At 70.1% G+C, this 15115-nt stretch carries 13 protein-coding genes; all 13 read right to left on the reverse strand.

What is annotated here, in order from left to right; translation table 11 throughout:
* Positions 1–346: 346 nt before the first annotated feature.
* Complete coding sequence (gene tyrS, locus SZ60_RS04730; protein WP_156155488.1) at positions 347–1585, reverse strand: tyrosine--tRNA ligase; 1239 nt, start codon at positions 1583–1585, stop codon at positions 347–349.
* 110 nt (positions 1586–1695) lie between these two features.
* Positions 1696–2340: a DNA-3-methyladenine glycosylase gene (locus tag SZ60_RS04735; protein WP_043594137.1), complete on the reverse strand. Its 645-nt coding sequence runs from the start codon at positions 2338–2340 to the stop codon at positions 1696–1698.
* Between the two features lie 31 nt (positions 2341–2371).
* Positions 2372–2509 (reverse strand): hypothetical protein, encoded by a 138-nt coding sequence (locus SZ60_RS17415; RefSeq protein WP_171007293.1) that lies wholly within the window; start codon positions 2507–2509, stop codon positions 2372–2374.
* Positions 2506–3972 (reverse strand): argininosuccinate lyase, encoded by a 1467-nt coding sequence (argH, locus tag SZ60_RS04740; protein WP_043594139.1) that lies wholly within the window; start codon positions 3970–3972, stop codon positions 2506–2508. The genes SZ60_RS17415 and argH overlap by 4 nt, the downstream gene beginning before the upstream one ends.
* Positions 3969–5171: an argininosuccinate synthase gene (locus tag SZ60_RS04745; protein ID WP_043594141.1), complete on the reverse strand. Its 1203-nt coding sequence runs from the start codon at positions 5169–5171 to the stop codon at positions 3969–3971. The genes argH and SZ60_RS04745 overlap by 4 nt, the downstream gene beginning before the upstream one ends.
* Positions 5172–5224: 53 nt before the next feature.
* Positions 5225–6145 (reverse strand): ornithine carbamoyltransferase, encoded by a 921-nt coding sequence (argF, locus tag SZ60_RS04750; RefSeq protein ID WP_043594142.1) that lies wholly within the window; start codon positions 6143–6145, stop codon positions 5225–5227.
* Positions 6142–7338, reverse strand: a complete 1197-nt coding sequence (locus SZ60_RS04755; RefSeq protein WP_043594144.1) for an acetylornithine transaminase — start codon at positions 7336–7338, stop codon at positions 6142–6144. The genes argF and SZ60_RS04755 overlap by 4 nt, the downstream gene beginning before the upstream one ends.
* A 2-nt stretch (positions 7339–7340) precedes the next feature.
* Entirely contained in the window at positions 7341–8387 is a 1047-nt protein-coding gene (gene argB / locus SZ60_RS04760; protein ID WP_082059882.1) for an acetylglutamate kinase, read from the reverse strand.
* A complete protein-coding gene (argJ, locus tag SZ60_RS04765; RefSeq protein ID WP_043594146.1) occupies positions 8387–9544 on the reverse strand; it encodes a bifunctional glutamate N-acetyltransferase/amino-acid acetyltransferase ArgJ in 1158 nt (385 codons plus the stop codon). The genes argB and argJ overlap by 1 nt, the downstream gene beginning before the upstream one ends.
* Positions 9541–10590, reverse strand: a complete 1050-nt coding sequence (gene argC / locus SZ60_RS04770; RefSeq protein ID WP_043594148.1) for an N-acetyl-gamma-glutamyl-phosphate reductase — start codon at positions 10588–10590, stop codon at positions 9541–9543. The genes argJ and argC overlap by 4 nt, the downstream gene beginning before the upstream one ends.
* A 59-nt stretch (positions 10591–10649) precedes the next feature.
* Positions 10650–13160: a phenylalanine--tRNA ligase subunit beta gene (gene pheT, locus SZ60_RS04775; protein WP_043594150.1), complete on the reverse strand. Its 2511-nt coding sequence runs from the start codon at positions 13158–13160 to the stop codon at positions 10650–10652.
* Positions 13160–14200, reverse strand: coding sequence for a phenylalanine--tRNA ligase subunit alpha (pheS, locus tag SZ60_RS04780; protein WP_043594152.1), 1041 nt, complete (start codon positions 14198–14200; stop codon positions 13160–13162). Before pheS ends, pheT begins: the two co-directional genes overlap by 1 nt.
* Positions 14201–14294: 94 nt before the next feature.
* Positions 14295–15115: amino acid ABC transporter permease (locus SZ60_RS04785; protein WP_043594157.1), on the reverse strand; the 821-nt coding region annotated here is incomplete at its 5' end.

The following is a 15115-nucleotide window of genomic DNA, read 5'->3' on the forward strand; positions in this document are numbered from 1 at the left end:
ACCAGCGCCTGGCGTTGACCAGAGGATGGAGTTGAAACCCTACCACACGATTCTCAAGTCGCAAGCGACTCGATCTCGGGGAGGAGGCCACCACTTGAGGCCGGGAAGCTCCGGAACTGAACCATTACTGGTTGCTGTCCTAGCCGCTCCGCCGCACCTTTGGGCTGACTCGGATTACTTTACACAGCCCCACACCCCCACCCGCAAATACCCATGCATCCCGGGCGTGTCGCCCCGGAAGGCCCGGAAACGGCGGTGCGTGTCTCCCCGGGCGCCCCGGAACGAAGGGAAGCCCGCTTCCTCGAGGAGGAAGCGGGCTTCTCTGATGAATCCGACGGACGCGACGTCAGACCCGGACGGTCACTCCCGCCAACGTCTTCTTGCCGCGCCGGAGCACGACGACCCCCCCGTCGAGTCGCGAGTCCGCGACGAGGGCATCACCGTTCTCGACCCGGGCGTTGTTCACGTAGACGCCGCCCTCGGCCGTGGCCCGACGAGCGGCACCCAGGGAAGCGACGAGTCCGGTGTCGACCAACGCCTGCGCCACGGTGGTCGTCCCGTCGGCCGAGGCCGCCGGCAACTCGGCGATGGCGCTGGCGAGGGTCCCCGGATCGAGCACGGACAGATCCCCTTGGCCGAAGAGGGCTGCAGCGGCGTCGATGGCCAACTGGGTGGCTGCGGTGCCGTGGACCAGGGACGTAACGTTCCAGGCCAACGCGCGCTGCGCCTCCCGACGGAAGGGTTCGTCGGCGACCGCTTTCTCGAGTCGTTCGATCTCGGAACGCGAGAGGAACGTGAAGACCTTGAGCCGCGGGACGACGTCGGCGTCGTCGGTGTTCAGCCAGAACTGGTACATCGCGTACGGGCTGGTCAGCTCGGAGTCGAGCCAGACCGCATTGCCCTCGCTCTTGCCGAATTTGGTGCCGTCGGTGTTGGTGATCAGCGGCGTGCCGATCGCGTGCACCGAGACGCCCTCGGTACGGCGGATCAGCTCGGTGCCACTGGTGAGGTTGCCCCATTGGTCGCTGCCACCGGTCTGCAGGACGCAGTCGTAGCTGCGGTAGAGCTCACGGAAGTCGAGACCCTGGAGGATCTGGTAGCTGAACTCGGTGTAGCTGATTCCGGCATCGGAGTTCAGACGCGCGGCCACGGCGTCTTTCTTGAGCATCGTGTTGACGCGGAAGTTCTTGCCGATGTCGCGCAAGAACTCGATGGCGCTGAGCGGGGACGTCCAGTCGAGGTTGTTCACCACCCGGAGACCGTTGTCACCGTCGGGCGAGAGGAACTTCTCGACGTGCACACGGATGCGGTCGACCCACTCGGCCGTCTGCTCGGGTGTCTTGAGCACCCGTTCGGCGGTCGGACGCGGATCGCCGATGAGACCGGTGGACCCACCCACGAGACCCAGGGGCCGGTGACCGGCGAGCTGGAGCCGACGCATGGTGAGCAACTGCACGAGGTTGCCGAGGTGAAGGCTGGGGGCGGTCGGGTCGAAACCGCAGTAGTACGTGATCGGCGGACCGGCGAGCAGGGTCTTCAGGGCGTCGGCGTCGGTCGACACGTGCACCAGACCGCGCCACTGCATCTCGTCCCACACGTCGTCGAACGAGGGATCGTTGCTCTGGGCGGCCAGGACGTCTGCGGTCGTTTCACTGGTCACCTGCGAAACGCTACCAGCGGCCACCGTCTGCGCCTTCACGCCCCACCGCGCCCTCGCGAGACGGCAGCGCGGTACGGAGAGACCGTCGGATCACCCTCGAGCGAGAACCTCCACGGGAACGCGTCACCACCGGCGTGACCCGACACACCGACACGCGGGCCGGCGGCGACCGGGCCGACCGGTGCGGACGGGAGGCGAAGACGGAACCGCGCCTCCTGACCGGGGGTGTCGGCGACGAGGCGTGAGCCGTCGTCGCCGAGCTCGATGCCGAGCGCGGAACCCAGTCGGCCGGGACCGCGAGCCAGGTCGGCCGGGGTCCGCGACGTCGACCGGCGGGCTCGTGCCTCGTCGACGCCGGCCACCACCTCGCCCGAACGCAAGAGGACACCGGACGCGTAGCCCTCGGGCCCGCACACGATGTTGACGCAGCGGTGGATGCCGTAGGACAGGTACACGTAGAGCGTTCCGCCGCGTTCGAACATGCTGTTGTTGCGCGCCGACCGGCCCCGGTGGGCATGCGATCCGGAATCCTGCCCCTGACCGTGGTACGCCTCGACCTCGGTGAGGCGGATCCCCACACCACCCGACCAGAAGACCGAGCCCAGGAGGCGCGGCGCGACGGCCAGCGCCGGTTCGGCCAGCAGTGCCGCGAGCACGTCGTCGTCGGGTGTCGTCGTCACCGCTCCCCCGTGACCACCGCGATCATCGCGGTCAGAAGAAGCGCTGGCCGCTCGCGGCCGCGATCACCGCGACGGCGACCAGCACCGCCACGGCGATCGCGACGACGACCGGCACGACCCAGGCGCGGACCGGCCGGTCGTCCCGAGACCCCGGTCGCCGACGACTCACGCCGCCGCCGGGGCGAGGGCCTGGACGAGGTGGCGCATCTGCTCGGTCAGCTGTACGAGCTGCTCGGCGACCCGCTCGGGAGCCGTGCCGCCGGCCCCTCGACGGCTGGCGATCGAGCCCTCGACCGTCAGGACGGGCCGGATCTCGGGCGTGAGATGCGCCGAGATCGACCGGTACTGCTCGTCGGTGGGCTCGTGCAGCTCGAGGTCGTGCTGTTCACAGAACCGCACCAGCTCGCCGCTGATCTCGTGTGCGTCACGGAACGTGACCCCCTGACGGACGAGCCACTCGGCGACGTCGGTCGCGAGTGAGAATCCCTGCGGCGCGAGCTCGGCCATGCGGACCTCGTCGAAATCGAGGGTCGCCACCATGCCCGTGAACGCCGGGAGCAGCACCTCGAGCTGGCTGACCGAGTCGAACACCGGCTCTTTGTCTTCTTGGAGATCTCGGTTGTAGGCCAGGGGCAGCCCCTTGAGCGTCGCGAGCAGACCCGTCAGGTTGCCGATGAGTCGCCCCGACTTGCCGCGCGCGAGCTCGGCGATGTCGGGGTTCTTCTTCTGCGGCATGATGCTCGACCCGGTCGAGAACGCGTCGTGCAGACGGACGAAGCCGAATTCGCGGGTGTTCCAGAGGATGATCTCTTCGGCCAGCCGCGAGAGGTCGATGCCGACGGACGCCATGACGAACGCGAACTCCGACACGACGTCACGACTGGCCGTCGCGTCGATCGAGTTCTCGGTCGTGCGGTCGAAGCCCAGATCGGTCGCGACGAGGAGCGGGTCGAGCCCCAGCGAACTACCCGCGAGGGCACCCGCTCCGTACGGCGAGGCACCGGCCCGTCGCGACCAGTCGCGCAGGCGCTCGAGGTCGCGGACCAGAGGCCAGGCGTGGGCGAGGAGGTGGTGCGCCAGCAGCACCGGTTGGGCGTGCTGGAGGTGCGTCCGGCCGGGCATCACGGCCGTCGGGTGGGCCGTCGCCTGACCGGCGATCGCGTCGACCAGGTCGACGACCTGCCGACCGATGACGCGGGCGTGGTCGCGCAGGTACAAGCGCACCAGCGTCGCGATCTGGTCGTTGCGGCTACGCCCCGCACGGAGCTTGCCGCCGAGCTCGGCACCGGCGATGCCGATGAGGCCCCGCTCGAGGGCGGAGTGCACGTCCTCGTCGGTCTCGGCCGCGGTGAACGTGCCGTCGAGCACGTCGGACTCGAGCCGGTCGAGCGCCGACAACATGGCGTCGAGCTCGGACGCGTCGAGGTAACCCGCCGCCGCAAGACCCCTGGCGTGTGCGCGCGACCCGGCGATGTCGTACGAGGCCAGCTGCCAGTCGAACTGCGTCGACTTGCTCAGCGCGGCGAGCTCGGCGGACGGCCCGGAGGCGAAGCGGCCGCCCCAGAGGGCACCCGCCTCGCCTGCTCGCTCGTTCTTGCCCGACCCTTCGCCGAGCCCGCTCGCGTCGGTCACGCCCCGTGGGCCAGGTCGCGACGAGCCGAGATCTTGCTGGGCAGCGACCAGATCTCGATGAAGCCCTTCGACAAGGACTGGTCGAAGGTGTCGCCCGTGTCGTAGGTCGCGAGGTCGAAGTCGTAGAGGCTCGCGTCGCTCTTCTGCCCGGTGACGACCGCGCGTCCGCCCTGCAGCTTGAGACGGATCTCGCCCGACACGTACTTCTGCGTGTCGTCGATGAAGACGTCGAGCGAGCGCTTGAGACCCGAGAACCACAGGCCGTCGTAGACCAGGTTCGACCATTCGGCCTCGACCCCGCGCTTGTAGCGGCCGAGGTCGCGCTCGATGGTCAGCGCCTCGAGCGCCTCGTGCGCGGCGATCAAGGCCATCGCGCCGGGTGCCTCGTAGACCTCGCGGCTCTTGATGCCGACGAGACGGTCCTCGACGACGTCGATGCGGCCGACGCCGTGCTTGCCGGCGAGCTCGTTCATGCGCTCGACGATGCCCAGCGGGGTGAACGCCACGCCGTCGATCGCCGTCGGGACTCCGGCCTCGAAGGTGATGACGACCTCGTCGGCGTCCTTGACGACGGCCGGGTCTTGCGTGTACTCGTACAGGTCCTCGATGGGAGCGTTCCAGGGGTCCTCGAGGAACCCGGTCTCGACCGCACGGCCCCAGACGTTCTTGTCGATCGAGTAGGGGTTCTTGGCGCTCTGGCGGATGGGGAGGTTGTGCTCTTCCGCGTAGACGATCGCCTTGTCGCGGGTGAGGGCCAGGTCACGGACCGGGGCGATGCTCGTCAGGTCGGGGGCGAGGGCCGCGACGGCCGCCTCGAAGCGGACCTGGTCGTTGCCCTTGCCGGTGCAACCGTGGGCCACGCTGTTCGCACCGAGCTCTTTCGCGACCGATGCCAGGTGGCGGGCGATCAGCGGACGGCTGAGGGCGGACACCAGCGGGTAGGTCTTCTGGTACAGCGCGTTGGCCTTGAGGGCCGGCATCAGGTAATCGGTCCCGAACTCTTCTTTGGCGTCGACGACGACCGATTCCACCGCACCGCAGTCGAGGGCGCGCTGTCGGATGTCTTCCATGTCCTCTCCGCCCTGTCCGACGTCGACGGCGAGGGCGACCACCTCTTTTCCGGTGGCATCGGCCAACCAGCCGATGCCGACCGAGGTGTCGAGGCCCCCTGAGTATGCGAGTACGACGCGTTCCGCCATGGTTCTCCTTGTGTGGTGTGGGTGTGTCTACGTGTGTGAGGTGGTGGGGGTGCTCAGCGGGCCAGCAGCCAGGTGAGCAACGCCTTCTGGGCGTGCAGCCGGTTCTCGGCCTCGTCCCAGATGACGCTGGTCGGGCCGTCGATGACGTCGGCCGTGACCTCGTACCCGCGGTCGGCGGGGAGGCAGTGCAGGAAGATCGCGTCGTCGTCGGCCTGAGCCATCAACGCCTGGTCGACCTTGAACGATCCGAAGACGGCGACTCGCTCGTCTTTCTCGTCCTCCTTGCCCATCGAGACCCAGGTGTCGGTCACGACGACGTCGACGCCGGCGACGGCCTCGGTCGCGTCGGTCGTGACGAGCACCGAGCCGCCCGTCCGCGTGGCGATGGCCTCGGCGTCGGCGACGACGGTCGGGTCGGGCAGGAAGCCCTCGGGGGCGCCGATGCGGACGTGCATGCCTGCGGTCGCGCAGGCCAGCAGGTACGACTGGCCCATGTTGCAGCGTCCGTCACCGACGAACGCCACCGAGAGCCCGGCGAGCGTGCCCTTCTTCTCGCGGATGGTCTGCAGGTCGGCGAGCAGCTGACACGGGTGGAAATCGTCGCTCAACGCGTTGACGACGGGCACGGTCGTGCCGGCCGCCATCTCTTCGAGGCCGGACTGCGCGTAGGTGCGCCAGACGATGGCGGACACCATGCGCTCGAGCACGCGCGCCGTGTCGGAGGGAGTCTCCTTGCCGCCGAGCTGGCTGTTCGCGGTCGCGATGATCAGCGGGCTGCCGCCGAGGTCGGCGATGCCGACCGCGAACGACACCCGAGTACGGGTCGACGACTTGTCGAAGATGACGGCGACGGTCTGAGGACCGGCCAGCGGGCGCTGCGACCAGCGGGCGCGCTTGAGCTCGTCGGCGAGGTCGAGCACCTCGAGCTGCTCGGCCGTGGTCAGGTCGTCGTCCCGGAGGAAGTGGCGGGTCATTCGAGGCCTTTCAGGACGGTGGTCATGATCTGGGTGAACTCGGCGATCTCGTCGTCGCCGACGATCAGAGGAGGCGCGAGGCGGATGCTCGAGTCGTTCGGTGCGTTGACGATGAGGCCCGCCTCGAGGGCGTCGGCGGCGATCTGCGCCGCGACGGGCTGCGCCAGCCCCAGGCCGATGAGGAGGCCGTTGCCCCGGACCTCGCGGACGAGGGGCGAGCCGATGGATGCGATCGCCGCACGAAGCTGATCTCCCCTGACGATCGCGTTCAGCACGAGCTGGCTGGCCTCGATCTCGCCGAGCACGGCGTTGGCCGCGGCGGTGGCGAGGGGGTTGCCGCCGAAGGTGCTGCCGTGCTGCCCGGCCTCGAACAGGTCGGACGTGTCGCCGAAGGTGATGAGCGCACCGATGGGGACTCCCCCGGCGATGCCCTTGGCGACGGTGATGGCGTCAGGGACGATGTCGTGCTGCTGGAAGGCGAACCACGAGCCGGTCCGGCCGATGCCGGTCTGGATCTCGTCGAGGATCAGCAGGGCCCCGTGTTCCGTGGTGAGTTCGCGGGCGCGCTCGAGGTAGCCCTCGGGCAGGTCGACGACGCCGGCCTCGCCCTTGATCGGCTCGACGAACAGGGCGGCCACCGTACCGTCGAGGGCCGCTTCGAGTGCCTCGACGGTCGTGTCGATGTGCTCGACCCCGGGCATCATCGGCTCGAACGGTTCGCGCAGCGCCGGCTTGCCGGTCAGCGCGAGCGAGCCCATGGTGCGCCCGTGGAACGAGTTCTGCAGGGCGAGGATGCGGGTGCGCGAGCCGTCACCGCGGTTGAGGCGAGCCAGTTTGACCGCGGCCTCGTTGGCCTCGGCTCCGCTGTTGCCGAAGTAGACGCGCCCACGCTCGCCGGCGCCGCTGATGCGGGTCAGCCGTTCGGCGAGCTCGACCTGCGGGGCCGTCGCGAAGTAGTTGGAGACGTGGATCAGCTTGCTCGCCTGCTCGGTGAGCGCCTCGACGAGCACCGGGTGGGCGTGTCCGAGGGCATTCACGGCGATGCCCGCCAGGAAGTCGAGGTAACGCTTGCCGTCGACGTCCCAGACCTGGCAGCCTTCGCCGCGGTCGAGCATCACCTTCGGAGTGGACAGCGAACGCATCATCGAGTCGCCGAATCGGCGCTGCCAGGTACCGCCTTGGGTCTGGATCATGGTCACGACTGTCCTTTCGTGTCGGTGCCGCTCACGGCAGGGCCACCCGGGGCGGTGCCCCCGGTGGTGACGATCTCGCCGGCGGAGGTGCCGAACGAGGTGACGACGGGGGCGCCGGTCGACGCCGCCCGGTCGTCGGGGACCACCTCGGTGCCCGACCCGCGTTGGGTGAACACCTCGAGGAGGATCGAGTGCGGGATGCGACCGTCGATGATGGTCGCTCCTCCGACGCCACCGACGACCGAGTCGAGGCAGGCGCTCATCTTGGGGATCATGCCCGACTCGAGGGTCGGGAGCATGTCGGTGAGGGCCGACACCGTGATGGCCTCGACGAGCGAGTCGCGGTTCGGCCAGTCGGCGTAGAGCCCGGCGACGTCGGTCAGGACGACGAGCTTGGCCGCTCCGAGAGCGATGGCCAGGGCCCCCGCCGCCGCGTCGGCGTTGACGTTGAGGGCGTGCTCGGGATCGATCGTGTTCGTCGCGATCGACGACACCACGGGGATGCGCCCCGCCTCGATCTCGGCCAGCACCGACGACGGGTCGACGTGTGTCACGTCGCCCACGTGTCCCAGGTCGAAGGTCTCGCCGTCGACCACGACACCGCGCTTGCGACCCTGGAACAAGGTCGAGCCCTCGCCGGAGACACCACGGGCCAGGTCGCCGTGCTCGTTGATCAGGTCGACGATCTCGCGGTTGACCTCGCCGGCCAGGACGTCGCGCACGACCGAGATCGCCTCGGTCGACGTGTAGCGGTAGCCGCCCCGGAACTCGCTCTCGATGCCGGCGGCGTCGAGGGCGGCCGAGATCTGCGGTCCCCCGCCGTGGACGACCACCGGGTGCAACCCGGCGTACCGCAGGTAGACCATGTCCTCGGCGAACGCCTGCTTGAGGGCGTCGTCGACCATGGCGTTGCCGCCGAACTTCACGACGACGACCTTGCCCGAGAAGCGCTTCAGCCAGGGCAGGGACTCGATCAGGGTCGAGGCCTTGACCGCCGCGAGCTCTTGCTCGTCGGCCGCCGTGGCGCCGGTGCTCGTGTGGACGCCCATCAGCTGGAGTACGCGCTGTTCTCGTGCACGTAGTCGTGCGTGAGGTCGTTCGTCAGGATGGTCGCCTCGACCGGCCCCGTCTTCAGGTCGACGAGCACGTGGACCGCTCGCGGCGTCAGGTCGACGTCGTCGCTCGGCCGATCGGGTGCCCCGGCGTGGCAGACGCGGACGCCGTTGATGGTCACGTCGACGTCGTACGGGTCGAACTCGGCCGACGTGGTGCCGATGGCGGCGAGCACGCGACCCCAGTTGGGGTCGTTGCCGAAGACGGCTGCCTTGAACAGGTTGTTGCGGGCGATCGAACGGCCCACCTCGACGGCGTCGTCGTCGGACGCCGCCCCCACGATCTCGATGCGGATGTCGTGCGAGGCACCCTCGGCGTCGGCCTGCAACTGCTCGGCGAGGTCGGCACAGAGCGCCGTGACCGACGCCGCGAAGTCGCCGGCAGGAGGCGCGACACCGGACTCGGCGCTGGCCAACAACACGACGGTGTCGTTCGTCGACATGCAGCCGTCCGAGTCGAGACGGTCGAAGGTGACCCGGGTCGCCTCGCGGAGCGCGGAGTCGAGACCGGACGCGTCGACGTCGGCGTCCGTCGTGAGCACCACGAGCATCGTGGCGAGGCCGGGGGCGAGCATGCCCGCGCCCTTGGCCATTCCGCCGACGACCCAGCCGTCACCCGAGACGACGGCCTGCTTGGTCTTGGTGTCGGTCGTCATGATGGCCGTGGCGGCATCGAGGCCGCCGTCGACCGACAGGGCGCCGGCCGCGGCCGTGGAGCCGCTCAGCACCTTGTCGCGGAAGGTCTGGTCGCCGACGCCGATGAGGCCCGTCGAGCAGACGAGGACATCCGTCGCCGACAGCTCGAGGGCCGCGGCGACGGTCTCGGCCGTGGAGTGGGTCGTCTGGAAGCCGAAGGCTCCCGTGAAGCAGTTCGCGCCTCCGGAATTGAGGACGACGGCGTCGACGCGACCGTCGGCTATGACCTGCTGGGACCACAGGACGGGGTTCGCCTTGGCCCGGTTGCTGGTGAAGACGGCCGCTGCAGCCGTGCTGCGACCTCGGTTGACGACCAGGGCGACGTCCGGCGCGCCCGAACTCTTGAGGCCGGCGACGACGCCGGAGGCCTCGAAGCCGGCTGCTGCGGTGACGCTCACGGGGCGACTCCGTTCTGGCCGAGGCCGGTGGTCTCGGGCAGGCCGAGCGCGATGTTGGCGGACTGGACGGCGGCACCGGCCGTGCCCTTGACGAGGTTGTCGAGGGCCGTGACCACGACGACGCGGTCCGCGGCCTCGTCGACGGCGAGTCCGATCAGGGCGGTGTTGGCCCCGATCGTGTCGGCCGTCCGGGGGAACTCGCCGTCGGGCAGGAGGTGCACGAAGGGCTCGTTCGCGTAGGCCTGCTGCCAGGCCGATCGCACGTCGTGGGCGGTGACGCCCGGCGCGAGACGCGCAGTCGTCGTGGCGAGGATGCCCCTGGCCATCGGGACGAGCACCGGGGTGAACGAGACGTTCACCTCGGTCGCACCGGCCACGCGCAGGTTCTGCTGGATCTCGGGGATGTGACGGTGGCTGCCACCCACGCCGTAGGCCGACGCCGACCCCATGAGCTCGCTCGCCAGCAGGTGCGTCTTCAGCGACTTGCCCGCCCCGGACGGGCCCACGGCCAGCACGGTGACGATGTCGGCGGTCTCGACGACCCCGGCCTGCACACCGGGCGCGAGCCCCAAGGTGACGGCCGTGACGTTGCAGCCGGGGACCGCGATGCGCTTGGCACCGGCCAGGACGTCACGCTGGCGCCCCGGGGTGTCCCCCAGGACGAGCTCGGGCAGACCGTACGACCACGCCCCGTAGAACTCGCCGCCGTAGAACGCCTGCCAGGCGGACTCGTCGGTCAGGCGGTGGTCGGCCCCGCAGTCGACGACGAGCGTGTCGTCGGGCAGCTGGGCGGTGATCGCCCCCGACTTGCCGTGCGGAAGGGCGAGGAAGACGACGTCGTGCCCCGAGAGGGCTTCGGGCGTCGTGTCGACCAGGGTCAGGTGCGACAGCGAGCGCAGATGCGGCTGGACCGCGAGGAGTGGCTGACCGGCGTTCTGGAACGCGGTGACGGTCTGCACCTCGAAGTCGGGATGATCGGCCAGCAAGCGCAGGAGCTCACCACCGGCGTAACCACTCGCGCCGGCCACGGCAACGGAGAAAGGCATGCGTCCACCCTAATGTTCGAATTCGGCCTGAGATCAGGGGCGGCGGCGCCGGGCGAGTGTCAGTCGCGGAGCGCCGCCCCGAATCGCTCGCCGGCCAGGCGGACGGAGCCGGACTTGGCCTCGGAGGCCTCGGCCGCGGTGAGGGTGCGGTCGTCGGCCCGGAAACGCAGGGCGAAGGTGAGCGACTTCGACGCGTCGGGCAGTCCGGCACCTCGGTAGTCGTCGACCAGCCGGACCCTCTCGAGCAGAGGGCCCGCACCCTCGCGCACGGTCGCGAGCACGTCGCCCGCGGGGACGTCGACGCCCACCACGAGGGAGAGGTCCTGGGTCGCCGCGGGGTAGGACGACAGGGCCGAGGTGACCGGCTCGACGACGGCGAGGGCGATGAGGCGATCGAGGTCGAGCTCGGCCACGGCGACCACCCGGGGCAGGTCGAGCTCGGCTGCCACGCTGGGCAGCAGCTCGCCCGCGATGCCCACGACCTCGTCGCCGACGAGCACCTCGGCCGTACGGCCGGGGTGCAGCGACACGTGACTGGCCTGACGGAAGGTGACGTCGGCGGCGACGGCGGACGCGGCGACGCGCACGGCGTCGAGCACGTCGGCGAGGGACGCCGGGACGGCGGATTGCCCAGGGGCGTGATCGACGACCGTGCCGACCGTCAGGAGGCCGAGGTGTCGCGGTTGGGGCGGCAGGGCATCGGCGAGGGCGACCAGCGTGGCGTCGTCGGGGCGGGCGGCCCCGATCGGGACCTCGTCGCTGCCGTAGACGACGCCCTCGACAGGCAGGAAGACCGTGCCCACCTCGAACACCGAGAGGTCGACGAGACCGCGACCGAGGTTGCGACGGGCGACCTCGAGCAGCCCCGGCACCAGCGACCGACGCAGTTCGGGCGCTGCCGAGTCGAGAGGGTTGGCGAGGCGGACGGCGGGCCGTTCGGCGCCGTCGGCCGAGCCGAAGGCGAGGTTCTGGGCCGAGGAGACGAACGGGTACGCGGCGACCTCGGTCGAGCCGGCCGCGGCGAGCCCGTTCGACACCTGCCGACGCAGCTGTTGTTCGCGCGACAACCCACGACCGGCCGGGGCGACGGGCAGGACGGACGGGATGCGGTCGTAACCCGTGATGCGAGCGACTTCTTCGACGAGCGACGCGGAGTCGACCAGGTCGCTGCGCCAGGTCGGCGGGGTGACGAGCCAGTCGTCACCGGACTGCTCGACGCTCGCCCCGATGGCCGTGAGGGCACCGGAGACCTCGTCGTCGGTGTAGTCGACGCCCATGAGGCGCGCGGCGCAGTCGGCCGGCAGGGTGATCGTGTCGGGAGGGGTGGAGACGTCCCACCGTGACCCGAGCGTGTCTGCCGTGCCACCGGCGAACTCGACGAGCAGGTCGATCACGCGCTGGGCGGCCGCCTCGGCCACCTGCGGGTCGACACCGCGCTCGAAGCGCTTGGACGCCTCGCTCGGCAGCTTGTGGCGGCGGGCGGTCCGCGCGATCGACGTGGGGTCGAAGGTCGCGGCCTCGACGAGGACGTCGGTCGTGGTCGCACCGATCTCGGTCGAGGCACCGCCCATGACGCCGGCCAGGCCGATGGCACCCGACTCGTCGGCGATCACGAGGTCCTCGGCGTGGAGGTCGCGGACCTGGCCGTCGAGGGTCTCGAGGCGCTCGCCCGGAGCCGCCCGGCGGACGGAGAGGCCGCCGCTGACCTTGTCGAGGTCGTAGCCGTGGATCGGCTGGCCGAGCTCGAACATGACGTAGTTGGTGACGTCGACCGGCAGCGAGATGCTGCGGACCCCCGCCAGCCGCAGGCGCGACGCGAGCCACGGAGGGGTGGGACGGGTCGCGTCGATGCCGCGGACCACCTTGGTGGTGAAGGTCTGGACGCCGACGCGGTCGCGCACGGGCGCCTGGTCGTCCACGACGACCGAGAAGCCCGAGGACGCGGTCGGCGAGACGAGCGACGCGGGGTCGCGGAAGCTCGCCCCGGTGGCGTGCGAGTACTCGCGGGCCACCCCCCGGATGCTGAAGGCGTAACCCCGGTCGGGAGTGACGTTGATCTCGACCGCCGCCTCGTCGAGGCCCAGCAGCGCGATCGCGTCGGTGCCGACCTCGGGGTCGAGGCCCAGCGACGAGAGGACGAGGATGCCGTCGTGCTCGTCGCCGAGGCCGAGCTCGCGGGTCGAGGCGATCATGCCGTCGGAGACGTGCCCGTAGGTCTTGCGGGCGGCGATCGGGAAGGGCCCGGGCAGCACGGCACCGGGCAAGGACACGACGACCTTGTCGCCGACGGCGAAGTTGTGGGCGCCGCAGACGATGCCGCGGACGTCGTCCGAGTCGGTGTCCGCGTTCGGACCCACGGCGACCTGGCACCAGTTGATCGTCTTGCCGTTCTTCTGCGGCTCGGGCGTGAACTCGAGCACCTGACCGACCACGAGGGGCCCGGTCACGTCACCGACGTGGACGTCTTCTTCTTCGAAGCCGACCGACACGAGGGCAGCATGGACGCCCTCGAGCGAGACGTCGCTCGGCAGCTCGACGAACTCACCGAGCCAACTCAGCGGAACACGCATCAGACCACCATCCCGAACTGCTCGCTGAACCTGACGTCACCCTCGACCATGTCGCGCATGTCGTTGAGGTCGTTGCGGAACTGCAGCGTGCGCTCGATGCCCATGCCGAAGGCGAAGCCCTGGTAGCGGTCGGGGTCGATGCCCGCCGCGCGCAGGACGTTCGGATTGACCATGCCGCAGCCGCCCCACTCGACCCACCGCGCGCCGCCCTTGGCGTTCGGCTGCCAGACGTCCATCTCGGCACTGGGTTCGGTGAAGGGGAAATAGTTGGGGCGCAGGCGGATCTGCGCCTCGGCGCCGAACATCGACCGTGCGAGGTGCTCGAGGGTTCCGCGCAGGTGGGCCATCGTCAGGCCTTCGTCGACGGCGATCCCCTCGAGCTGCGTGAAGACGGGCGTGTGCGTCGCGTCGAGCTCGTCGGTGCGGAACACGCGGCCGACGGCGACGTTGTAGACCGGGAGCTCTTTCGACAGCAGTGTGCGGATCTGCACCGGCGACGTGTGCGTGCGAAGAACCAGGTGACGGTCGACGGGGTCGACGAAGAACGTGTCTTGCATGGCGCGCGCCGGGTGGTCGGCGTCGAAGTTCAGGGCGTCGAAGTTGAACCACTCGTGCTCGAGCTCGGGGCCCTCGTTGACCTCCCACCCCATGCCGACGAACAGGTCGGCCATCCGCTCTTGCAGCAGCGTCAAGGGGTGACGGGCCCCGGGGCGACGACGAGACGGCAGGGCCGTGACGTCGACCGTCTCGGCCTCGAGCCGGGCGGCCTCTTCGATCACGGCCAGCTCGGCCTCGCGCGTGGCGACGGCTTGGCCGACGCGACCCCGGGCCTGGCCGACGAGCTTGCCCGCCGCGGCCTTCTGGTCGTTCGGCAGGTCGCGCAGACCGGCGTTCAGGCGGGCCAGCACCGAGGCCTCGCCGACGTGCTGGGCACGGGCGGTCTTGAGCTCGGCGACGGTGGCCGCCGTGGCGATCGCCGCGAGGGCGGCGTCGACCGCCGACGCGACGGCGTCTTCGGAGAGGGGGACGAAGTCTGACACGAGAACCAAGCTTAGCGATCGTTGGGAGGCGACCCGCGCCTCCTGGTCGTGACGGACGAGGAGGCGCGGGCTGGGATCGGGTGGACGGACCGGGTCAGGTCGCGCGGCCCGACACGTGGTCGGACTCGTAGCGGCCACCGCGTCCGAACATGCCCGGGTCCTTCGGCGTGCCAGGGCGCTTCGCGACGACCGCACGCCGCCCCGTCCGTCGGTCGACGACGCGGACGACCCACGAGAGCAGGAGGTTCGTGGCGAGGTAGACGACGAGGACGACCGCGAAGAGGGTGAACGTGTACGTGCTTCCGTAGTAGGTGCCCAGACGCGTGAGACCGCTCCGGGTCAGTTCGACGTAGCCGACGATGTAGCCGAGCGAGGTGTCCTTCAACAGGACGACGAGCTGGGCCAGGATGATCGGCAGCATCTGACGGAAGGCCTGCGGGAACTCGATGGCGAAGCGCGTGCGGATCGGGGTGAGCCCGATCGCGAGGCCGGCCTCACGTTGCCCCCTCGGCAGCGAGGCGATGCCCGCGCGCAGCGCCTCGCCGATGAGCGCCCCGTTGTAGACCGCCAGCGCCGCGACCACGGCCCAGAAGGCCCCGGTCGAGAAGACCAACAGGATGAACAGCATCATCAGCAGGACGGGCATGCCGCGGAAGAACTCGAGCAGCACCGTCGTGGGAACGCGCACCCAGGCGGATCGGGCCGTCCGGAGGAACGAGAACAGGACGCCGATGACCACCGCGAGGACGGACGCGACGGCCGCGGCCTGGATGGTCGCCAACCAGCCCCGACCGATCGCCCGCCAGAGCGCGAGGTCACCGAGGATGTCCCACCGTGACGCGTCGAGCACGCCGGGACTCTCGGCACCGTTCGCACTGATGCGGGGGCGGCCGAGGAGGTACACGAGGTAGGCCC

It is taken from the genome of Frigoribacterium sp. MEB024 (assembly GCF_000878135.1).
In the GTDB taxonomy this organism is placed as follows: domain Bacteria; phylum Actinomycetota; class Actinomycetes; order Actinomycetales; family Microbacteriaceae; genus Frigoribacterium.

Excerpts from the sequence above, each read along its gene's own strand:
- tyrS (WP_156155488.1), bottom strand. The coding sequence starts at position 1,585 with ATGCAGTGGCGCGGTCTGGTGCACGTGTCGACCGACGCCGACGCCCTG.
- SZ60_RS04745 (WP_043594141.1), bottom strand. The coding sequence starts at position 5,171 with ATGGCGGAACGCGTCGTACTCGCATACTCAGGGGGCCTCGACACCTCG.
- argF (WP_043594142.1), bottom strand. The coding sequence starts at position 6,145 with ATGACCCGCCACTTCCTCCGGGACGACGACCTGACCACGGCCGAGCAG.
- SZ60_RS04755 (WP_043594144.1), bottom strand. The coding sequence starts at position 7,338 with ATGATCCAGACCCAAGGCGGTACCTGGCAGCGCCGATTCGGCGACTCG.
- argB (WP_082059882.1), bottom strand. The coding sequence starts at position 8,387 with ATGGGCGTCCACACGAGCACCGGCGCCACGGCGGCCGACGAGCAAGAG.
- argC (WP_043594148.1), bottom strand. The coding sequence starts at position 10,590 with ATGCCTTTCTCCGTTGCCGTGGCCGGCGCGAGTGGTTACGCCGGTGGT.
- pheT (WP_043594150.1), bottom strand. The coding sequence starts at position 13,160 with ATGCGTGTTCCGCTGAGTTGGCTCGGTGAGTTCGTCGAGCTGCCGAGC.